The 21,500-nt window shown below is 40.6% G+C and carries 22 protein-coding genes; 20 read left to right on the plus strand and 2 right to left on the minus strand.

Annotated features, from left to right (window positions below; translation table 11 throughout):
- Window positions 1-1,434, minus strand: coding sequence for an Asp-tRNA(Asn)/Glu-tRNA(Gln) amidotransferase subunit GatB (gatB, locus tag THC_RS01360; RefSeq protein ID WP_068512247.1), 1,434 nt, complete (start codon window positions 1,432-1,434; stop codon window positions 1-3).
- A gap of 173 nt (window positions 1,435-1,607) precedes the next feature.
- Window positions 1,608-1,796: a hypothetical protein gene (locus THC_RS01365; RefSeq protein WP_068512251.1), complete on the minus strand. Its 189-nt coding sequence runs from the start codon at window positions 1,794-1,796 to the stop codon at window positions 1,608-1,610.
- Between the two features lie 263 nt (window positions 1,797-2,059).
- Between THC_RS01365 and recA the strand changes: the two genes are divergently transcribed.
- The 20 genes from recA to THC_RS01470 all read left to right on the plus strand — a co-directional run bounded on the left by recA (window position 2,060) and on the right by THC_RS01470 (window position 21,362).
- Window positions 2,060-3,103, plus strand: coding sequence for a recombinase RecA (gene recA / locus THC_RS01375; RefSeq protein ID WP_068512256.1), 1,044 nt, complete (start codon window positions 2,060-2,062; stop codon window positions 3,101-3,103).
- Window positions 3,104-3,108: 5 nt separating this feature from the next.
- Window positions 3,109-4,122, plus strand: coding sequence for a D-glycero-beta-D-manno-heptose-7-phosphate kinase (gene rfaE1 / locus THC_RS01380; RefSeq protein ID WP_068512259.1), 1,014 nt, complete (start codon window positions 3,109-3,111; stop codon window positions 4,120-4,122).
- The gene (gene eno / locus THC_RS01385; RefSeq protein WP_068512263.1) at window positions 4,100-5,377 is read left to right on the plus strand and encodes a phosphopyruvate hydratase; all 1,278 of its coding nucleotides are present in this window, start codon (window positions 4,100-4,102) and stop codon (window positions 5,375-5,377) included. The genes rfaE1 and eno overlap by 23 nt, the downstream gene beginning before the upstream one ends.
- Entirely contained in the window at window positions 5,374-6,672 is a 1,299-nt protein-coding gene (locus THC_RS01390) for a TldD/PmbA family protein (RefSeq protein ID WP_068512266.1), read from the plus strand. Before eno ends, THC_RS01390 begins: the two co-directional genes overlap by 4 nt.
- Window positions 6,673-7,011, plus strand: a complete 339-nt coding sequence (locus THC_RS01395; protein WP_068512269.1) for a nucleotidyltransferase domain-containing protein — start codon at window positions 6,673-6,675, stop codon at window positions 7,009-7,011.
- Window positions 6,957-7,385, plus strand: coding sequence for an HI0074 family nucleotidyltransferase substrate-binding subunit (locus tag THC_RS01400; RefSeq protein ID WP_068512272.1), 429 nt, complete (start codon window positions 6,957-6,959; stop codon window positions 7,383-7,385). The genes THC_RS01395 and THC_RS01400 overlap by 55 nt, the downstream gene beginning before the upstream one ends.
- The gene (trpD, locus tag THC_RS01405; protein ID WP_068512274.1) at window positions 7,382-8,419 is read left to right on the plus strand and encodes an anthranilate phosphoribosyltransferase; all 1,038 of its coding nucleotides are present in this window, start codon (window positions 7,382-7,384) and stop codon (window positions 8,417-8,419) included. The genes THC_RS01400 and trpD overlap by 4 nt, the downstream gene beginning before the upstream one ends.
- Window positions 8,420-8,595: 176 nt before the next feature.
- Entirely contained in the window at window positions 8,596-10,368 is a 1,773-nt protein-coding gene (locus THC_RS01410; RefSeq protein WP_068512277.1) for a DUF3373 family protein, read from the plus strand.
- Window positions 10,369-10,491: 123 nt separating this feature from the next.
- Complete coding sequence (mreC, locus tag THC_RS01415; protein ID WP_068512281.1) at window positions 10,492-11,304, plus strand: rod shape-determining protein MreC; 813 nt, start codon at window positions 10,492-10,494, stop codon at window positions 11,302-11,304.
- A 3-nt stretch (window positions 11,305-11,307) separates the two neighbouring features.
- Complete coding sequence (locus THC_RS01420; RefSeq protein ID WP_068512284.1) at window positions 11,308-11,811, plus strand: hypothetical protein; 504 nt, start codon at window positions 11,308-11,310, stop codon at window positions 11,809-11,811.
- Between the two features lie 5 nt (window positions 11,812-11,816).
- Window positions 11,817-13,709, plus strand: a complete 1,893-nt coding sequence (mrdA, locus tag THC_RS01425; RefSeq protein WP_068512286.1) for a penicillin-binding protein 2 — start codon at window positions 11,817-11,819, stop codon at window positions 13,707-13,709.
- Entirely contained in the window at window positions 13,687-14,775 is a 1,089-nt protein-coding gene (locus THC_RS01430; protein WP_068512289.1) for an FtsW/RodA/SpoVE family cell cycle protein, read from the plus strand. Before mrdA ends, THC_RS01430 begins: the two co-directional genes overlap by 23 nt.
- Window positions 14,776-14,876: 101 nt before the next feature.
- Window positions 14,877-15,302 (plus strand): F0F1 ATP synthase subunit B family protein, encoded by a 426-nt coding sequence (locus THC_RS01435; RefSeq protein WP_068512294.1) that lies wholly within the window; start codon window positions 14,877-14,879, stop codon window positions 15,300-15,302.
- Window positions 15,299-15,886, plus strand: a complete 588-nt coding sequence (gene atpF, locus THC_RS01440; protein WP_068512297.1) for a F0F1 ATP synthase subunit B — start codon at window positions 15,299-15,301, stop codon at window positions 15,884-15,886. The genes THC_RS01435 and atpF overlap by 4 nt, the downstream gene beginning before the upstream one ends.
- Entirely contained in the window at window positions 15,883-16,428 is a 546-nt protein-coding gene (gene atpH / locus THC_RS01445) for an ATP synthase F1 subunit delta (protein WP_068512299.1), read from the plus strand. The genes atpF and atpH overlap by 4 nt, the downstream gene beginning before the upstream one ends.
- A 3-nt stretch (window positions 16,429-16,431) precedes the next feature.
- Complete coding sequence (gene atpA, locus THC_RS01450) at window positions 16,432-17,976, plus strand: F0F1 ATP synthase subunit alpha (RefSeq protein WP_068512302.1); 1,545 nt, start codon at window positions 16,432-16,434, stop codon at window positions 17,974-17,976.
- Window positions 17,977-17,990: 14 nt separating this feature from the next.
- Entirely contained in the window at window positions 17,991-18,860 is an 870-nt protein-coding gene (atpG, locus tag THC_RS01455) for an ATP synthase F1 subunit gamma (RefSeq protein ID WP_068512304.1), read from the plus strand.
- Window positions 18,861-18,881: 21 nt separating this feature from the next.
- Window positions 18,882-20,300: a F0F1 ATP synthase subunit beta gene (atpD, locus tag THC_RS01460; RefSeq protein WP_068512308.1), complete on the plus strand. Its 1,419-nt coding sequence runs from the start codon at window positions 18,882-18,884 to the stop codon at window positions 20,298-20,300.
- Window positions 20,301-20,312: 12 nt separating this feature from the next.
- Window positions 20,313-20,741, plus strand: coding sequence for a F0F1 ATP synthase subunit epsilon (locus THC_RS01465; protein ID WP_068512311.1), 429 nt, complete (start codon window positions 20,313-20,315; stop codon window positions 20,739-20,741).
- Window positions 20,742-20,810: 69 nt separating this feature from the next.
- Window positions 20,811-21,362: a 5-formyltetrahydrofolate cyclo-ligase gene (locus THC_RS01470; RefSeq protein WP_068512314.1), complete on the plus strand. Its 552-nt coding sequence runs from the start codon at window positions 20,811-20,813 to the stop codon at window positions 21,360-21,362.
- Window positions 21,363-21,500 lie beyond the last annotated feature (138 nt).

Here is a 21,500-nt window from a genome sequence, read left to right on the forward strand (position 1 = left end):
TTAGCTCTCCAGAAGCTCTGTTAAAATCTTATTAACCACTTTGGGATTGGCTTTGCCCTGGGTTTTTTTCATCACCTGTCCTACAAAAAAGCCAATAAGCCCCTTTTTCCCAGACTTATACTTTTCAACCTCTGAGGGATTTTCCCTAAGGACCTCTTCACAGATTCCCTTAAGCTGGGCCTCTGAACTCTCCTGAACAAGATTTTTTTCTTCTACTACCTTTTTAGGAGAAACCCCCCTTTCATAAACCTCAGGAAAGACCTGTTGTTTGGCAAGGGTAATTGAGATAACCTCTTTGTCAACCAATTCTAAAAGTTCAGCCAGATGCTCTGCTTTAAGTTTGCTTTCCCATATGTCAATACGATCTCGATTTAAATATCTCAGGACCTCAGTGAGGATAAAATTTGATATAGCCTTGGGGTTAGAATAAAACTTAAGGGACTCTTCAAAGAAATCTGCCAGGGTTTTTTCTTCGGTTAGGATTCCAGCCTCATAAGAAGTTAACCCATAGGCCTTTTCAAATCTCTCTTTTTTGACCTGAGGAAGTTCAGGAAGAGAATCTTTTATTTTTTGGACAAAAGATTCCTCAAGTTGAATCTCAATTAGATCAGGATCCGGGAAATAGCAATAATCATGAGCCTCCTCTTTACCTCTCATGGGATGGGTTGTCTGAGTAGCCTCATCATAAAGCCTTGTTTCCTGGACTACTTCTTTACCCTCAAGGATCAATCCAATTTGACGCTTTATTTCATAGGCAAGGGCTTTTTCCACATGTTTAAAAGAATTCATATTTTTTAGCTCAACCTTTGTTCCAAAAGTTGAGCTCCCTTTGGGCCTTACTGAGACATTGGCATCACATCTCAGGCTCCCCTCCTCCATATTACCATCACAGATTCCTAAGTATCTTACTATGCTTCTTAAGGTTTTAAGATAGGCTACAGCTTCTTCAGGGGAGGTAATCTCTGGTTTACTAACTATCTCTAAAAGGGGAACACCCGTGCGATTAAAATCCACATAGGAATAGGGTAGTTTTTCATCATGCACTAATTTTCCAGCATCTTCTTCTAAATGGATGCGGGTAAGGCCAATTGTTTTCTTAAGACCATTTAATTCAATTGCCACTTCTCCTCCCTCTGCCAAGGGGAGCTCATATTGAGAAATCTGGTAATTTTTGGGAAGATCTGGGTAAAAATAGTGCTTTCGTGCCATAACAGAAAGGAGGTTTATTTTACAGGATAGGGCAAGCGCCAGCCGAAGGGCATATTCTATAGCTTTTTTATTGATGACAGGGAGAACCCCAGGCTGACCTGTGCAGATAGGACAAACTTGAGAGTTTGGCTCTGCCCCAAAACGGGTTGAACAGGAACAGAAAAGTTTGCTTTGAGTGCTAAGTTGAGCATGGACCTCAAGACCGATAACCGCCTCAAATTCCATAAAGACCCCTCTCGGGAAAAGATTTTTTTAAATTTACCAAATTTTATGGCCCTGTCAATCTGCTGTATGCGTCCAGGTCTTTTGAGACTTAAATAGTAGGGGTTTAAAATTTTATACCCCTTGAATTTTTTTGTGGCTCTGTTGTAACACAGGCATTCTTGTCTCTGTTTCTTTCATACATTGGAGTGTAATTTGCCTCCACAGGCAAGATTGCCTGTGTTACTTTTATAGACTTGTAAAGCCTCCCTTGTATAGATATCTAATTCCTCTTTTACCCCACTTCCTCCTTCTTGTAAGGATCTGAACTTATGCATTTTTTCAATAAATCTCTCCTCCATTTTGGCAATTCCATCCTTTGCCACAACAGGAAAATCCTTTAAGATATCCTCCTGAAAATTTTATAAACATGTTTCCTTTGCTTAATTTTAAAAAACGAGGGACAAGAACTCCATTTCACTTAGGCTTAAAAGCCCCAAAAGGAGTCAGTTCCTCAACCAGAAATCTAAATACAAAAGGAGGCTTTTGGATTTTTGATTGTTTCTATCGGCAATTTAGGGAGGATTTTTTTCCTCTTGACTTTTGTTTTATAATTAAGTATTTTTAAGAAAAATAAAGGGGGATTTTTATGGAGCTTGATAAGAAAAAGGCTGTTGAGGCAGCGATCACTCAGATAGAGCGCCAGTTTGGTAAGGGCGCCATTATGAAGCTTGGGGAACATGAAAAAAAAGTAGAGGTAAATGTTATTCCTACAGGTTCTTTGGCTCTGGATTTAGCAACCGGGATTGGTGGGATCCCCCGGGGAAGGATAACTGAAATTTTTGGAGCAGAGGCCTCTGGTAAGACAACTTTAGCCCTCCATATGGTAGCAGAAGCTCAGAAATTAGGGGGAGTAGCTGCCTATATTGATGCTGAGCATGCCTTAGATGTGAATTATGCCAGAAAACTTGGGGTTAATGTGGATGAGCTTCTCATTTCCCAGCCAGATACCGGAGAGCAGGCTCTTGAGATAGCAGAAGTCCTTGCCAGAAGCGGGGCCGTTGATATTATTGTGGTTGACTCTGTAGCTGCCCTTGTGCCCAAGGCCGAGCTTGAAGGGGAGATGGATGAACAGCAAGTTGGCCTTCAGGCAAGACTTATGTCCAAAGCCATGCGAAAACTTACCGCTGCCATTTCCAAAACCAATACTGCGGTTATCTTTATAAATCAGACCCGTATGAAAATTGGCATGATGAGTTTTGGAGGGCCTCAGGAGACAACTCCTGGTGGCATGGCCCTTAAGTTTTTTGCCACTCTTAGAATGGAGATAAGAAAAATTCAAAGTATAAAAGAAGGGCAGGAGACCCTGGGAAATCGTGCCAAAGTCAAGATTGTGAAAAACAAGCTTGCTCCACCCTTTAAAGAAGCAGAGTTTGATATCTATTTTGGAGAGGGGATCTCCCGTGAAGCAGAACTTATTGATCTGGGGCTGGCTTTCAATCTCATTGAAAGAAGTGGAGCCTGGTATTCTTATAAAGGCGAAAGATTGGGGCAGGGTAAAGAAAATGTTAGAAAATTTCTTAAGGAAAACAAAGCTATAGCAGATGAACTGGAGAAAAAGATTAGAGAACTCACAGGTCTTCCCTTTTTTGAGAAAACTCAACCTGAAAAAACTCAGAAAAAATCATCTTGATATTCATGTTATCCAAAATTAATCTTTCCCAGCTTGAGGAAAGCCTTTCTAAGGTTAAGATCCTTGTGGTAGGGGATCTTATTCTTGATCGTTATTTCTGGGGTAGTGTGGAGAGGATTTCTCCTGAGGCCCCGGTTCCAGTTTTTGACTTAAAGGAGATTACCCATAGTCTTGGAGGCTCTGCTAATGTCTCTGCCAACCTAAGAGGCCTTTCAGTTCAGACTTTTCTTATGGGGGTTGTGGGCAAAGATGAAAAGGGAGATCTTCTTATAAAGATTGCCGAGGAATGCGGGATTAATACCCAGGGTATTTTGAAGGATCCGGAAAGGCCTACTACACTAAAAACCAGAGTGATAGCTCAGTCTCAACAATTGCTTCGTATTGACAAAGAGGTGAGACTTCCCCTTTCTTCAGATATAAAAAAAGCCTTTCAAGAGATCTATGAAGAGCTTTTATCAAATGTAGATGGTGTGATTCTTTCTGATTATGCTAAGGGTATGTTTCTCTCGGATAGTTTTTGTAACTGGTTGATTGAAGAGGCAAAGAGACATAAAAAGTTTATTATGATTGATCCCAAAAGTGCTGATTGGAAAAAGTATCAAGGGGCTACCTCCATTACCCCTAATCTTAAGGAATTTAAAGAGGTTTTGCGTTACGAAAACCTTAAAGAAGAGAATCTGGATGAGGCATCCTTTTATTTAGTAAAAAAGTATGAGCTCGATTTTTTAGTAGTAACCCTTGGTAAGGAAGGTATCTATTTGTTTCAGCCAGAGAAGGGAGGGCTAAGATTGGCCTCACAGGCAAGAGAGGTTTTTGATGTCTCCGGTGCCGGGGACACAGTTATTGCCAGTTTATCTGCCTTTTTTGGAGCAGGATTTTCCATTGAAGACGCGGTTACTTTAGCCAACATCTGTGCTGGAATCGTTGTAGGCAAAGTGGGAACTCAACCTGTTTATCTTGAGGAACTAAAAAAATTTTTAAAAGAGGGGGGGAGCCATGGGAAGAATTGCCAGAATTAGAGCCAGAGAGATCCTTGATTCCAGAGGTAATCCAACCATTGAGGTTGAGGTGCATCTTGATAGTGGGTTTTATGGTAGGGCTTGTGTGCCCTCTGGGGCTTCCACAGGAAAACACGAGGCCCTTGAATTGCGGGATAAAGATAAAAGTCGTTACCTTGGAAAAGGCGTTCAGAAGGCGGTTTTTAATGTAAACGAAATAATTGCCCCTCAACTTGAGGGACTTGATTCTTCCAGGCAAAGTGAGATTGACATGCTCCTTTGCGAGCTTGATGGAACAGAGAATAAATCTAAGCTTGGAGCCAATGCTATTCTTGCTGTTTCCATGTCCCTTGCCAGAGCAACAGCTGAAGAGCTGGGAATACCTTTATTTGCCTACCTTGGAGGAGTTAGAGCAAGAGTGCTTCCGGTTCCCTTTATGAATGTTATCAATGGAGGAGTTCATGCAGATAATCCTCTTGATTTTCAGGAGTTTATGCTTGTTCCCTGGGGAGCTGAGTCCTTTGCTCAGGCCCTGAGAATGGGAGTTGAAACCTATCACACCTTAAAAGGCCTTTTAAAGGAAAAAAAACTTTCAACCTCAGTGGGAGATGAGGGAGGTTTTGCCCCTCAAATTGGCTCTCCTGAAGAGGCCCTGGACCTTTTACTTTTTGCTATAGAAAAAGCTGGATATAAACCTGGTGAGGAGATTGCCCTTGCCATGGATGTAGCTGCTTCTGAACTCTACAAAGAGGGCCTTTATCACCTTCCTGGCCTTGGAAAAATCCTCTCAAGAGAAGAGCTTACAGAATATTACGGGAAACTTTGTGAGAATTATCCCATTGTTTTACTTGAAGACCCCTTTTCTGAAGATGACCCAGAAGGATTTAAACTTATAACTTCTAAACTTGGAGGTAAAATTCAAATTGTAGGGGATGACATTCTTGTCACCAATCCCAAACGCATTAAATGGGCTATTGAGGAAAAACTCTGCAATGCTGTGCTTATAAAACTCAATCAGATTGGGACAGTTACTGAAACCATTCAGGCTGTTGAGCTTGCTTACAGGGGAAGCTTTAGAGCTATGATCTCCCATAGATCAGGAGAAACAGAGGATGCCTTTATTGCGGATCTGTCTGTAGCTTTAAATACCGGCCAAATTAAAACAGGAGCTCCTGCCCGTTCAGAAAGAACCGCTAAATTTAATCAGTTGCTGCGCATTGAGGAGTATCTTGGAGATGGTGCTCTTTTTGCTGGAAAGGAATTTATTAAAAAATGATAGAAATTGTTGAATATTTAAGGGAACTTACGGAAAAAGAGAGGGCTCTTGAATTTTATCTGCTGCAGGAAAAAGGAATTAGTTACGAGTGGAGAGATACTCGTCCCTTTCTTGAAAAGACCTTTGATGAAAGAACTCTTGCAGTAAGATATTTGAATTCTCAGGGCCTCTGCGGAATAAGTTATACCCTTGATTTATCAAGGGAGGGAATAAAAGCTGCCATTGAGAGATCTAAAAGCTTATCAAGAGCAGGGCTTCCTTCAGTGTATCCATCCTTTTCTGAAGAGTATCCTCTGATTGAAAGAAGACCTTATTTTGAACTCTCTAAGGAGAGTATTCTTGAAATCCTTGAAGAGGAAAGAAAAATCCTTTTGGAAGATAAAGCCATAAGGCGTATAGAAAGGGAGGCTTTTTCCTGTGGGGAAGAAGAAATCTTTCTAATAAGAGAGGGAAGGGTTTTTTCCTTTTCTGTTCCCCTTTATAGTTTTTTAATCTCAGTGGTTGCAGACTCTGGAATGAAAAGTGCTTCTGCTTACACCTATCAAAGTGCCATCTCCTTTGATAACCTTGATATACTTAAGCTTTCTCAGGATGCCAAGAGAAGGGCTAAAGCTTTAAGCCTTGCTGAAAAGGGTGTCTCTCTTAAAGCCAGGGTTTTATTTCCACCTCTTGCCTCCCTTGATCTTCTCTCTCTCTTGTCTTTTTCTTTAAAGGGGGATGAGGTTATTAAGGGTAGATCTTTCTTGAAAGACAAAATTGGGAAAAAGATCTTTTCAGAAGAGCTCTCTGTGATTGATGACGGCCTTAATCCCTCTCTTCCCGAAACCCGCCCCTTTGATGATGAAGGGCTGCCCCAGAAGAGGAAAATTCTTATAAAAGAGGGAGTGGTTGAGGGTTTCATCTGGGATGCCTTTTATGGGGAGAAGACGGGTTTTTCTTCAACAGGGAATGCAAGAAGACCTGACCCATCAAGCCCCCCCAAGGTGGATTTCACAAACCTTTATATTGAGAAAGGCTCAAAGAGCCCTTCCGAGCTCCTTAACTCTTCAGGCTTTGTTTTTGAGGTGCTTGAGATTCTTGGGGCTCACACCGCAGATCCCATCTCAGGGGACTTCTCCTTTGGGGTAAGTGGGATTCTCTGGGAAAAAGGAGAACCTGTTAAGTATCTCTGCGAAATGGGGCTTTCCGGAAATATTTTTGAGCTTTTTAGGGACCTTGAAATCGGGAATGATCTTACCTTTTTTGGAGATACAGGGGCCCCGAGCCTTTTTTTCCCCTCCATGGATCTTGGATAGATGGATCTTGAAGAGGCCCGGGTTAAGATTCTTCAGGTTTTCAGAAAGTTTCTTGATCCTGAAAAACTTTTCCTTATCCTTATAGGTTCACAAACAGAGAAGAAGAGGCCTCTTTCTGATCTTGATCTCCTCTTTTTTTATCTGGGTTCAGTGGATGATCTAACCTTCCTTAAATTAAAGGAAGCCTTAAATCAACTTGAAGAAATACCCGTGCCTATAGATCTTATTGAGGGAAATAAAGTAAGTGTTGAATTTTTAACCTTTGCCTTGAATGAGGGAAAAATATGGCATATAGGGAAAGACTTCGTAAAAAATTTGAAGACTTTGAAAGAACCTTAGAAAAATTCTCTCAACTTTCAAAATTGAATCTTGAAGAAGAAATTCTTTTTGAAGTTTCAGCCAAGCGTTTTGAATACACCTTTGAGGTTCTCTGGAAACTTATTAAACTTATTCTTGAAGCCAAAGGAAAACCCTGCGCAACCCCCCTTGATTGTTTTAAAAATTATTATCTCTCAGGTAAAATTACAGAAAAGGAATATCACGAGCTTGCAAAATTTACTCGTATAAGGAATGAAATAGCGCATATTTATGACTTTTCTACAGCCAGAGAGATTTATCTTTATGCAGTAAGGGAGCTTCTTCCCCTCTTGCAAAAAATTAAAGACCCATTAAAAAGAAAGATTGAGGAACTAACTTCTGAGGAGGCCCTATGAATTTTAGAGAGGCAACAGAACTTCTCAAAGAAAAAAAATCCCTGACCAAAGAGCAGAGTTATATACTTTTTAAAAAACTTGCCCTTGAGGATTTTGATGAGGCAGAGGTTGAGGAGTTTCTTAAGGCCTTAAAAGAAAAGGGGGAGACCTGGGAGGAGATTTCTGGAGCTGTTAAGGCTTACAGGGAAGTTATGAAACCCTTTGAACACGGGCTTTCTGAATCTGCTATTATTGTGGATACCTGTGGAACAGGAGGAGATGCCAAACATACCTTTAATTTTTCCACAGCAGTTGCCCTTGCCCTGTCAGTTGAGGAGGATGTCTTTGTGGTAAAACACGGGAATCGTTCTATTTCAAGTAAATCAGGATCTGCAGATCTTATTGAAGCCCTTGGGATTCCCCTTGATCTTCCAGAGGAGGCTTTAAGAGAGGCCTTACAAAAGGTGCGCTTTGTCTTTCTCTTTGCCCCTCTCTATCATTCTGCCTTTGCCAGAGTGGCTCCAATCAGAAAACGCCTTGGAAGGACCATTTTTAACCTCCTTGGTCCCCTTTTAAATCCTGCAAGGCCAAATCATCAGCTTCTTGGAGTTTATGATTTTAAACTTACTGAGAAAATAGCCTATGTGCTTGATGATCTTGGGGTGAAAAGGGCCATGGTGGTTTGGGGTGAAGAGGGCTATGATGAGATAACCATTACAGGTTCAACCAAGGTTTCAGAGCTTGAAAAGGGAAGAATAACCACCTATTATCTTGATCCGGAAGACTTTGGCTTTGAAAGGTGTGTTAATGAGGAAGAACTCAAGGTGAAGGACTCAAAGGAGAGCCTTGAGATTTTTTACAGGCTTTTTGAGAACTCCCTTGAGGGTCCTATCAAGGATATGTTTCTTTTAAATTTAGCAGGGGCCCTTTATGTGTGTGGAAAGTCCATAGATTTTAAAGGGGCTTTAAAAAGGGCAAGAAAATATTTGGAAGAAAAAATATTCCTCAAACAACTTGAAAAAATTCTGGACTTCTATTCCAGAAAGAGACATTAATTTTTAAAAAAATTTGAAGAAAATTATCAAAAATTTTTGAAAAATTTAGCATTTGTTTTTTAAAAAAGAATTTTATAAATTTTTAGATTGTTTCTTGTCCAGATCAAATTTGACCTTTTTTATTTTTAAAGATATCTTTAAAAAAAAGTTAAAAAAATATTCAGGAGGTGAAGGAAATGAAAAAGGGGAAAATTTTTTTAATTAGCGGTATGGTTCTGGGTTTGCTTGCAGGTCCTACTTTTGGAGCAACTCAGGATGAACTTCTTCAAAAGATTGAACAGCTTTCCAGGGAACTTGAGGCTTTAAAGTCTCAGCTTAAAGAGGTAAAGGAGAAACAGGCTTCTCAGGAAGAGAAGGTTTCAACGGTTGAGAAAACAGCAAAGACCCTTAAAGACAATCTTGCAGGAATCAAGATTTCAGGAGATATAAGAACGAGAATTGATTCAACCCGTGCAACCATTCCAAGAAATGCTTTTATGGTAGGACTTTTTGGTGATCAAACTTTTCTTTCTAATATGCGTACTATGCTATCAAACTTTAACATAAGTCCAAACTATGTTGGAAATACAACTGCTCCTTTTGGATTAACAGATATTCACGGAAATAGATTAGATCTTACAGAGTTTAACAAAAAAACACGCTCTCATAAAGAGGAAAATGATTCCCTTTGGACCAACCGTTTGAGACTTGATTTATCCTTTAAACCCACGGAGAATACTGCTGCTAAGGTTCGCCTTGCCTATAACAAGGCCTGGGGAGAGGGAGATGACTATTTTGGGCCCTATCTCTTTTTCCCCATGAAAAACAATTTCACCTATGGGGTGAGGCCTGATGATTCCCGCCTTTATGTAGATAGAGCCTATTTTAATATCAGCTATCTTTTTGATAAACCCATCTGGATCTCCTTTGGTAGAAGGCCAACCACCCATGGCACCCCTCAGGAATTCAGGGAAGGTCGCGAGAATAAGGATGCAACTCCCACTGCTATAAATATTGATGTTCCCTTTGATGGGGCAACGATTGGTTATGACTATGAATGGGGAAGAATCAGATTCTGTTATGGAAGGGGCTTTGAGTCCGGTTTTAAAATGCCCCTTGATAGAGCCAAGGATGATGTGGAGTTTTATGGGTTTAACTGGGATGTCTATGATGTAGATAATAAATTCCTGAACTTCCAGGCTTTCAAAGCTCAGGATATTATGGATTTCCCCAATGGGGATCTTTATATGTTTAATCCAGCTTTTGGAAGGTATATGCCAGCTCCTATGAGAGGAAGAACCAATCTTGGTGATATTTATGAAATCGGGCTTACCTGGACTCATAAAAATATCAAACTCTTTAATCTTGATGGGGTTGACTACTTTATCTCTCTTGGGATGAGTATAGCTGAGCCAAAAGCCATTGGAACATTCCCAATGGATATCTATTTTTCAAACGGAACAGATTATTTTCATGCGCAAGTGCCTTTATACTATACTCTTCTTAATGGCTTCAGCATGGATAAATCTCAAATTAAGAAGGATACTCGCACGGGTTATGCTGTCTATGCTGGTGTAAGAATCCCCATTCCTCAGATTAATGGAGCTAAGCTCGGGCTTGAATATAACTATGGCTCCAAGTGGTGGATGCCCTTCCACATTGGCTCAGATGATCCCTATATGAACAAACTCTCTACTCGTGGCCATGTGGCAGAAGTTTACTGGCAGCAAGATTTACCTGTTGGGCAGAAACTTACCAAGAATGCAAGAGCCCTCTTGAGACTTGGCTTCCAGTATTACTGGTTTGACTACTATGGTTCAGCTAACTGGCTTGAAACCCCAAGAGATATTGATGATATTAAAAAATGGGTAAAATCAACCAATATGATGGATCAAATGAAAGCTATGACCATGTTTGTGCCCATTGAAAAGATGTGGAACCTTTACGGCTCTCTTGAGCTCTCCTTCTAAAGGGAACTCTCACCTGAATTCAAAAGGGGGCTTTAAGCCCCCTTTTGATATTTTTAGGCCATCAATCTTAAGCCCTAAGTCCCTCTCTGGGAAAAGTAAGAGGCTGTGCTAAAATAATTTAGTATGCGTAAGAAATGGTTTCTTTGGGCAGGAATTCTCTTTTTTCTATTTGTAGCCCTATTTTTACTCAAAACTGACCCTTTTAAGGGTATAGCCGGGATTTTTTTACAACCCTTCTGGAGGGCAGAAAGTTATTTAGCTCAGGAATTAAGAGATTTTTTTTCCAAATATCTTATTTTAATTGATGTCAAAAGGGAGAACCAGGCTTTAAAAGAACAGGTTCTTATTTTGAAACAGGAATTAGCTTATTATCAGGAAAGGGAAAATTTATACCAGAGATTGGAAAAACTGTTTAAGATCAGTGAAGGCTTTAAGCATCCTCAGGTTGTAGCCCGAATTGTTTATAAGGCTATTGATCCATACCTTGATCAAATAATTATTGACAAGGGGTCTAAGGATGGTCTTATGCCTCAGATGCCGGTGTTATCTCTTGTAGGTAATGAAGGGGTAGGCCTTGTGGGGCAGGTAGTTGAGGTTCACCGTAGTTGGAGTAGGGTGATTTTAATCACCGATCCCTCTTTTTCAGCAGATGTTAAGGTGTTAAGGACTCAGGAAAGAGGAATCCTCAAGGGAAAGGGTGAGCCTTATATAACCCTTGAGTTCCTACCCCTTTATTCCCAGGCTAAGGAAAGGGATATCCTTGTCACCTCAGGTCAGGATCTTCTTTTTCCACCTGGACTTCTGGTGGGAGAAATGGTCTCTGTTAATAAAGATGTGCAGGGCCTTTTTAAAAGAGCAGAAGTCAGGCCTTCTGTAGATATTTATAATCTTAGCTGGGTGGTAGTGCTACTCAAGGTTCCGGAGATTCCTATTTAAGATATGCCTGGAAAGGTTTTTTTTCTGAAATTCTTACCCTTCCTGGTTGTAGCTATCTTTTTAAGGGGTTTTTTTTCTCATATCTTTTATAATTTTCCCCTTGATTTTTTTTTAGGCTTTGTCCTTGGCCTTATCCCCCTTCTTACTTTTAACTTTTTTGCCCTTTTATCCATAGTTTTGGTATCCCTTTTAAAGGCTCTTGAAGAAAATTTACCCAGTTTTTTCTGGCTTTTTTATTACTTTTTTCTCTTCTGGGGTTTTTTTCAGCTGAAGAAACTCTTTAAAATCGAGACCAGAATTTTTAGATACTCCTTTTGGGGCTTAAGTGTGCTATCTTTTTTGATAATAAAACTCTTTTCTTTCTTTAGTTCCCTTGAACTTTATACCCTTACTTATTCTTTCTGGATTCATCTCCTTGTGAAGACCTTTTTCTTTGGGCTTTTTAATTGGCTTTTTATCATAGTTTTTCATGCCTTTCTTTCTAAAATTTTAGTCTCTCCTGAGTAAAGGTTATGAAGATTGTAGATTTCAAGGAAAAGTGGCAAAAACAAGAAAAAGTTGAGGAGGTTTGGGAAAAAAGGCTTTTTTTTATTAAGTTGTTGATAATTTTTTGTTTTGGTCTTCTCTGGCTAAGACTTTTTTATCTTCAGGTTATCAAACATCCTTACTATATGCAAAAGGCCAAGGCAAGATCCTTAGCAAGTTATGTAATTAAGGCCCCCAGAGGTGAAATCATAACTGCAGATGGAGTGGTGGTAGCAACCAATAGAGCCATCTTTCAGCTTTATTTAGATCTTGAAACCTTGGAAGATGAAGAGGAGACCTTAAAAAAGTTGAGCCTGCTTTTAAAAGAGGATTTTGGAGCCCTAAAGGAGAGATATTATCTTGCCAAAAAGACCTATCTGGGAAGGATTCTTTTAAAAAGGGATTTGACCTGGGATGAGGTCTCAAGAATTATGGTGCGAAGGTATTATCTTCCGGGGGTATTGGTTGAAGCTGAGTCCGAAAGATATTATCCCTATGGGGAGGCCTATTTTCACCTCCTCGGGTATGTGGCAAGAGTTAATAAAGAGGAATATGAAAACCTCAAAAATAAAGGGTATTCTCCAGAGGATCTCATAGGGAAAAAAGGAATAGAGCGGATTTTTGAAGATTACCTACGGGGTCAAAATGGCCGCATTGAGATGGAAAGAGATGCTTATGGGCGGTTGGGTAAAGTTGTGGGAAGGACTTCTCCTGTGTCTGGAAATGATCTTATAATTACAGTTAGACACGATCTACAGATGAGGGCTTATGAACTCTTGAAGGATAAGAGAGGGGCTATAGTTGCGCTCTCACCTCAAGATGGTGCTCTTCTTACTCTTGTGAGTGCTCCTTCAGTGGATGCCAATAAATTTATTTCAGGCTTTGAACCAGGGGAATGGGAAAAGATCGCCCTTGATCCCAAAAAACCTCTTCTTAATAAGGCAATTCAGCCTTATCCTCCGGGTTCTACCTTTAAAATAATTACTGCTCTGGCTGGGCTTGAGGCAGGAGTCATTAAAGGATTGAACTGGGGGGTATTCTGTCCAGGGTATTTTAACTACGGAAATCATATCTTTCGTTGTTGGGAAAGGAAAGGTCATGGAGGGGTTAATCTTATCAAGGCTATTGCTCAATCCTGCGATGTTTATTTTTATACGGTTGGTTCAAGAATAGATATAGACTTTTTGGCTAAGGTTTCTCGTTCCCTGGGTCTGGGTAAGGTCTCTGGTCTTGGTTATAGTGATGAAAAGCCAGGCCTTGTGCCAGATAGAGCCTGGAAACAAAAACGCTATAAAGAACCCTGGCAACAAGGAGAGACAGTTGTTGTGGCCATTGGTCAGGGGTATATTTTGACAACTCCCCTTCAGATGGCACGAGCTTATACGGTGGTTGCTAATGGAGGGTATCTCTACCAACCCTATGTGGTTAAGGAGGTCCGTTCTAAAACAGGAAAAATTCTTTATAAAGCAAGTTCTAAGCTTGAGGCCAAGGTAGAGTTCAGGCCTGAGCACCTGGATTGGGTTAGATCAGGGCTCAAAGAGGTGGTTGAGAGTGGCACGGGGAAAGCAGCCCGGGTTCCTGGACTTTCTGTTTGGGGAAAAACCGGAACCGCACAGGTTGTGGCCCTGCAGAAAAGGACCAAACAATATGAACATCATGCCTGGTTTGTAAGTTATGCTGGGAATTCTACTCCAGAGGTTGTTTCCGCTGTTTTAGTTGAACACGGAGGAGGTGGGGGTGCTGTAGCTGCACCTATAGCTGGCGAATTGTATAGAGCTTTTTATAAAATACCCTCACTCTTAAAGCCAGAGTTACCAGAAAATATAGAGGAGCTTCCCCAAGGAACTGAGGAGAATTATGGAAATTCTACAACGCCTTAAAATCTTTATAAAAGAGAACTTCTTAGCTGTTTTAACTCTTCTTGCCCTTGTGGGTATAAATATCTTAAATCAAATGAACATGGGAGATTCAGGCAATTTTTTTTGGAAAAATCTTATCTGGCAAACTTTTGGATTATTGATTTTTTTGGTGATCACCCTTTATTTTGATTATCGGCGCATCTCTTTGGAATTAATCTGGATCTTATATGGCTTAATGTTACTTTTATTGATAATTCTTGCCCTGTTTAAAAAAAGGTGGCTTGTCCTTGGTCCCTTAAGTTTTCAACCCTCTGAGTTTTTAAAAATAATAATAATCTATCTTCTTAGTCTCATTATGGAGAAAAAGAAAAATCTAAAATTAGAGACTGGAGAGGCCCTTTTTTTGCTTGTGGTAATTGCTTTGCCTTTATTGTTTTTGCTGCCTGTTGACCTTGACTACGCCTTTATCATTGGGCTAATGTTTGTAAGTTTTCTCCTGGCCCTTGGATTTCCCAAAAGGCTTTTTATAGGGCTTTGTAGTATATTTATTCTTATTATGGTTATTGCGGTTCCTATTGTCTGGAATAAATTGAAGCCTCATCAAAAGGGCAGAATCTATGGTTATCTTGATCCTGAAAAGTATTACAAGACCTGGGGATACCAGCTCAATCAGTCTCTTATTGCTATAGGTTCCGGAGGAGTGAAAGGGCAGGGATTTCAAAAAGGCTGGTCAACGAGATTAAATTATTTACCAGCTAAAAATACAGATCTTGCTTTTTCTGTCTGGGCTGAAGCCTTTGGTTTTCTGGGAAATACCCTTTTTCTTTTTCTTTATGGGTATCTCCTTTTTTGGGGATTAAATCTATCCCGAAAGGCAAAGGACTACTTAGGAAGATCCCTGAGCCTTGGAATAGTAATTATCTTTTTATGGCAGGCCTTTTTTAATATTGGCGGAGCAACAGGCCTTCTCCCTATGACCAGTATCCCTCAACCCTTTCTTAGTTATGGTGGATCTGTTACGATTTCAACTTATTTAATGCTGTCAATTTTATTTAATATAGCCTTTAGAAAGTATTTTTTTAAATAGCTTTAATTTTTAATAAGAAAGGAGGCTTGACTTTCTGAAAATTTTTAATAATCTGATGTGGTTAAAAGATTTAGAAAATTTTTTTTAGAAGGGGTGAAGGGATGCTCAAGTTTGATATAACACTTCTTGTGCAAATAATTGAGGCCTTAGTCCTTGCTTTTCTTTTAAACATTATTTTGATCAAGCCGGTGATGAGTTTCCTTGAAGAAAGAAAAAGACAATTTGGAAGCTTGGAAAAGGAGATTGACGAGCTTCTTTCTCAGGCAGAAGAGGGGCTTAAGAATTACTATGAAGCCTTGAATCAAGCCAGATCTGAAGGAGCTTTGAAAAGAGAGGCTTTAAAGGAAGAGGCAAGAAAAATTGAAAAGGAAGAGCTTCAGAAGGTGATGAAAGAGATTGAGGCCCAAAAAAGAGAATGGGAAAATGCCTTTAAAGCTGAGTTTGCAAAGCTCAGAGAGAGTGTCCTTGCTCAAAAGGACTACTTTGCCAATCTCATGGTTGAGAAACTCCTTGGGAGGAGGGTATGAAAACCTTCAATAAGATCTTCTTTCTTTTTGTCCTTTTATTTGGTTTAAGTGTTGGTGTTGGGTATTCTGCCGAGGAAGGCGGACATGGAGTTACACCTTCTCAGATTAAAAATCTTATCTGGTGGTCTGTAAATTTTCTTGCCCTGATAGTTCTTCTTTATAAACTTCTTAAAAAGCCAGTAGTTAATTTTTTTAAATCCAGACAGGAAAATCTTCTGAAACAATATGAAGAGCTTTTGGCTAAAAAGAAAGAGGCAGAAGCAAAGTATCTTGAACTTCAGGAAAAGGTTAAGAATTTAAAGGAAGAGGCAGAGACTATTTATCAAAATTACATAGAGCAAGGCATTAGAGAAAAGGAAAAGATTCTTGAAGAGGCTAAGCTACAGGCAGCTCGACTTAAGGAACAGGCTCAACTTTATATTTCTCAGGAGATGGAAAAGGCTAAGGATATTTTAAGGGTTGAACTTGCTCAGGAGGCGGTTAAGCTTGCAGAGGAGATACTTAGAAAGAATGTTACTGAGGAGGATCAGAAGGTCCTTTATAAAAACTTTGTAGAACAAATAAAAGGGAGGAGTCTGAATTGAGAGCCGTAGCCACTGCCCTTAAGTATGCTAAAGGTCTATTTATTGCAGCTAAAGAATTAAATAAGGTAAAGGAATTTGGAGAAGAATTAGAAAATTTAGCGACAGGTCTTAAAGGCTATCCAGAGATTTTGCAGGCCCTTCAAAGTCCAATTTATCCCCCTGATATTAAGCAGGAGATCCTTCAAGAGATTTTATCTTATTTTAAGGTTGATCCAGAGATAGAGAGATTCCTAAAACTTCTTGTTGAAAGAAGAAGGATTCAGTTTCTTGAAGAGATTGTAGCTATGTATCAGGCTCTTCTTGATGAGGAGCTTGGAAGGGCAAGGGGAGAAGTAATTACAGCTTTTCCCATTAGTGATGATGAGAGGGTGGAGCTTGAAAGGGCCCTTCAAACGCTTTTAAAGAAAGAGGTCATTCTTGAAGCCAAAGTGGATCCCGAAATTATAGGTGGGGTTAAAGTAAAAGTTGGAGACTATATCCTTGATGGAACCCTTAAATCTCAGCTTGAAAAATTTAAAGAAATCATTATAAAGGGGGTATAACCGATGGAAGCGATTAAGGCTCAAGAACTCAGTGATCTGATTAAAAAGAGAATTGAGGAGTTTGAGAAAAAAATAAATCTTGAGGAGATGGGAGTTGTTATATCCGTTGCAGATGGTGTTGCCCGTGTTTTTGGTTTGAGAAACTGTGAATATATGGAATTGGTTGAGTTTCCTGAAAGTGGAGAGGTAGGAGTCGCTCTTAACCTTGAGTTTGACAATGTAGGTATCCCGGTAATGGGAGATTATACCAAGATTAAAGAAGGGGATACCGCCAAAAGAACTGGCCAGGTAGCCTCTATTCCCGTTGGAGAAGCTGTTATTGGAAGGGTCATTGACCCAGTGGGAAGACCTATTGATGGAAAAGGGCCTATTGAGTCCAAAGAATACCGCAGAATTGAGATTAAAGCCCCTGGAATTATTCAGAGAAAACCCGTTAATGAGCCTATGATTACAGGAGTTAAGGCTGTAGATGCTATGACCCCTATAGGAAGAGGCCAGAGAGAGCTTATTCTCGGGGATAGGCAAACAGGTAAAACTGCAATTGCCATTGATGCTATTTTAGCCCAGAAGGAAACGGATGTCTATTGCATTTATTGTGCCATCGGGCAGAAAAAATCAACAGTGGCCCAGATAATTGAAATTCTTCGCAGATATGGAGCTATGGAATATACAACCGTTGTTGCAGCTTGTGCTTCAGATTCAGCTGCCCTTCAGTGGATTGCCCCTTATTCAGCTTGTGCTCTTGGAGAATACTTCCGGGATACAGGAAGGCATGCCCTTGTGATTTATGATGACCTTTCTAAACAGGCAGCTGAGTATCGTGAAATTTCATTGCTTTTGAGAAGACCTCCTGGTAGAGAGGCCTTCCCGGGAGATGTCTTCTATAACCATTCAAGGCTTCTTGAAAGGGCAGCTAAACTTGATGATAAATATGGTGGCGGTTCTCTTACTGCCCTTCCCATAGTTGAAACCCTTCAGGGAGATGTTTCTGCCTATATTCCTACTAATGTTATTTCCATTACTGATGGACAGATCTATCTTGAGCCAGGGCTATTCTTTGCTGGTATTCGTCCAGCTATTAATGTAGGACTTTCTGTATCTCGAGTAGGAGGATCTGCCCAGATCAAAGCCATGCGTCAGGTAGCAGGAAGGCTCAGGCTTGAGCTTGCACAGTATAGAGAATTAGCAGCCTTTGCTCAGTTTGGATCAGAGCTTGATAAGGCTACCCAGAGAGTTCTGCACAGGGGGGCAAGGCTTGTTGAAATTCTAAAACAGCCTCAGTATCAACCCCTTCCTGTTGAAAAACAGGTCTGTATCCTTTTTGCCGGAACCAGAGGCTTTCTTGATGAGATGCCCCTTGAGGTCTTAGCTCAGTATGAGAGAGAACTTTATGAATTTATAGAGAGAAAATATCCTGAAATTTATAAAGAAATTAAAGAGAAAAAGGAGATAACCCCTGACCTTGAAGAAAAGATGAAGAAAGCCTTAGGAGAATTTAATGAGGAATTTAAAAAATCCAATAATGTTGAACCTGTTCCTGTTCCATAAGGGGGTAATGTAAGATGCCAAGTTTAAGGGATTTGCGTAAGAAAATAGATGCCATTAAAAAGATTGGCCAGATTACTAAGGCTATGAACATGGTGGCCTCAGCCAAGCTGAGGACACTGCAGGGGCGTTTAGAGGGATTTAGGCCCTACGGGCAAAAATTTGATGAGGTTCTTGCCCAGCTACTCAGTGCTCCGGGTTTAAATAAAGGTAGAATTCCTTATTTACAGGCCAAGGATTCTGTCAAAAAAGTTGGATTAATTTTAATCACAGCTGATAGAGGGCTATGTGGAGCCTTTAATAGTAACCTTATTCGTGAGGCGGAGCTCCAGATTAAAAAATTTCAGGGAGAAGGGAAACAGATAGAGATGATTCTTGTGGGGAAGCGAGGTATAAGTTATTTTAGGAGAAGATTCCCTGTAAGAGAGGCCTTTGGAGATGTGATGAGTAGAGTTTTAATGCAGGATGCCAGGCGTATTGCCAGATCTGCTATAACCGCCTTTCTTGAAGGGGAATGGGATGAAGTATATCTAATTTATGGATATTTTGTAAATCTTATCAGGCAAAATCCCAGGACAGAGAGATTTCTACCTCTTTCTTTTGAGGTTAAAGAAAGAAAGGCAACGGGCTCATATATGTATGAACCCGATGAGGAAGAGCTTTTACCTCAGATTTTACCCCTCTACTTGAATACAAAGATCTTTTCTGCAATGCTTGAGACAGCAGTTAGTGAACAGGCTGCTCGTATGACAGCTATGGATAATGCTAACAGGGCTTGCACTGATATGGTCAAACAGCTAACCCTTTATTATAATAAAGTAAGGCAGGCCAGCATCACTAAGGAGCTTATGGATATTGTTGGTGGTGCTGAGGCTATAAAAGGATAAAAGTAAAGGAGGGAGTGTTCTATGGCTGAAAAGGTTATAGGTAGAATAGTTCAGATTATGGGAACGGTGGTGGATGTGGAATTTCCTCCTGGGCAGGTTCCCAAGGTTCTTGATGCTTTGAGGGTTACCAATCCAATGATTGATGATAGAGAATGGAATTTGGTGCTTGAGGTCGCTCAGCAACTTGGTGATAATGTGGTTAGATGTGTGGCCATGGATTATACCGATGGTCTTAAAAGAGGGCAGGAGGTCTTAGCTACAGGTGGTCCTCTTCTTGTTCCTGTTGGTAAACCAACCTTAGGAAGAATTATTAATGCCACTGGAGACCCGGTGGATGAAGCTGGTCCTATTAAGACTGATAAAATGTATCCAATTTTTAGGCCAGCTCCAGCTTTAACGGAACTTGATGTTCAGATCAAGGTTCTGGAAACAGGTATTAAAGTTTTTGACCTCCTTATTCCTTTCCCCCGTGGTGGAAAAATGGGGACCTTTGGTGGAGCAGGGGTTGGTAAGACCGTTGTCATGATGGAGATGATTCACAACATTGCCATGGAGCACGGTGGAATTTCCGTTTTCTGTGGAGCAGGAGAGAGAACCCGTGAGGGAAATGAACTTTATCTTGAGATGAAAAAATCTGGGGTTATTGATAAGGCAGCCCTTGTTTATGGACAGATGAATGAAACCCCGGGTCATAGGGCAAGAGTTGCCCATACCGCTGTTGCCTTGGCTGAGTTCTTTAGAGACGAAGAGGGTCAGGATGTGCTCCTCTTTATTGATAATATTTACAGATTTACCCAGGCCAACCAGGAAGTTTCCGCACTTCTTGGAAGAATGCCTTCTGCAGTGGGTTATCAGCCCACCCTTGCTACAGACATCGGAGCTCTTCAGGAGAGAATCTGTTCAACCACGCGGGGGTCAATTACCTCGGTCCAGTGCGTTTATGTGCCTGCAGATGACTTGACAGACCCAGCTCCAGCCACCACCTTTGCACACCTTGATGGAACAGTGGTTCTTTCCCGTCAGATAGCTGAGCTTGGAATTTATCCTGCAGTGGATCCCCTTGATTCTCAGTCCAGAATTCTTGATCCCAATATTGTGGGAGTAGAACATTATAATGTTGCCCGTCAGGTTCAGCAGGTGCTTCAGAGATATAAAGATCTTCAGGATATTATCGCCATCCTCGGAGTAGAGGAGCTTTCTGAGGAGGATAAGATTATCGTTGCTCGTGCCAGAAAGATTCAGAGATTCCTTTCGCAACCCTTCCATGTAGCTGAGCAGTTTACAGGGCTCGCAGGTAGATATGTAAAGCTTGAAGATACCATTAGAGGTTTCAAAGAAATCCTTGAGGGCAAGCATGATGACCTGCCTGAGCAGGCCTTCTATATGGTGGGAACCATTGAAGAGGCAGTGGAGAAGGCTAAGAAGCTCCTTGAGGCCTAAGGAGGAATAATTATGGCAAGGATTTTTCTTGAGATCATCACACCCGATAGGGTAGTGGTGAGTGAGGAAGTTGACATTGTTACAGCTCCAGGGGTCGCAGGTGAGTTTGGTGTGCTTGCTAATCATGCTCCTATGGTTGCAGCTATAAAGATTGGGGCCTTGAGATATAGAGTGGGAGATAAAGAGGAGTGGGTAGCTGTAAGTGGGGGTTTCTGTGAGGTCTCTGGAAATAAGATTACCTTTTTAGTTGAAGCAGCTGAAAAGGCTTACGAAATTGATGTGGAAAGGGCCTTGAGGGCAAAGGAAAGAGCCGAAAAGAGACTTCAGGAGTATCAGGCCAAAGTTGAGCATATAGACCATGTAAGGGCCAGAGCCGCTCTCCAGAGGGCCCTAACTCGTTTAGCTGTAGCTGAAAGAGCAAAGTCAGGGCATCCACGCTAAATATAAGAAGATCCTTTTTTATTTTGAGGGCCGGTTCCAACCGGCCTTTTTTATTTTTACAGGTATTTAATGCATAAAGGAGAATTTCGGGAGTATTTTAAAAAACTTAGAGCTCTTCAATCAGATAAAGACTGGAAGGAGAGGTCTGAAAGGATTTGTCAGATTTTTCTCTCTTCTGAGTTCTATCAAAAATCTCAAAAGATTGCCTTTTTTTATTATATCAATAAAGAGGTGAATCTTTATTCTGCTATAGATAGAGCTTTAAAGGAAAAAGAGGTTTATTTGCCTTGTACCCATCTTGATACAAAGACTCTCAGTTTCCACAAATTTTTTGATTTTTCAGAACTTGTTAAAGGAGCCTTTGGTATATTAGAACCTCCCAAAGAAAATCCAGTTCTTTTGCCAGAGGCTCTGGATTTAATCCTTGTCCCAGGGCTTGCCTTTGATAGAAAAATGGGAAGGCTTGGCTATGGAGGAGGCTTTTACGATCGGTTTCTTGCTAAGACCAAAGCCCTAAAAATAGGGGTTGCCTTTTCCTTCCAGATAGTAGATCAATTACCACAAGACCCCTTGGATCAGAAGGTTGACCTAATTTTAACTGAAGAGGGTTTTTTCCGTTAAGTTTCATGGCAGACAGACCTACCTGTGCAGACAGGAAAGATATGAAAGTATACAATTCTCTGTAATGCCTCATTTAATTTTCTAAAGGAAATTATTTTACCTCCCCCTCCTTTTTATGGTCAATTTTTTCACCGAAAA

Origin of the sequence: Caldimicrobium thiodismutans (assembly GCF_001548275.1) — a bacterium.
Taxonomy (GTDB): domain Bacteria; phylum Desulfobacterota; class Thermodesulfobacteria; order Thermodesulfobacteriales; family Thermodesulfobacteriaceae; genus Caldimicrobium; species Caldimicrobium thiodismutans.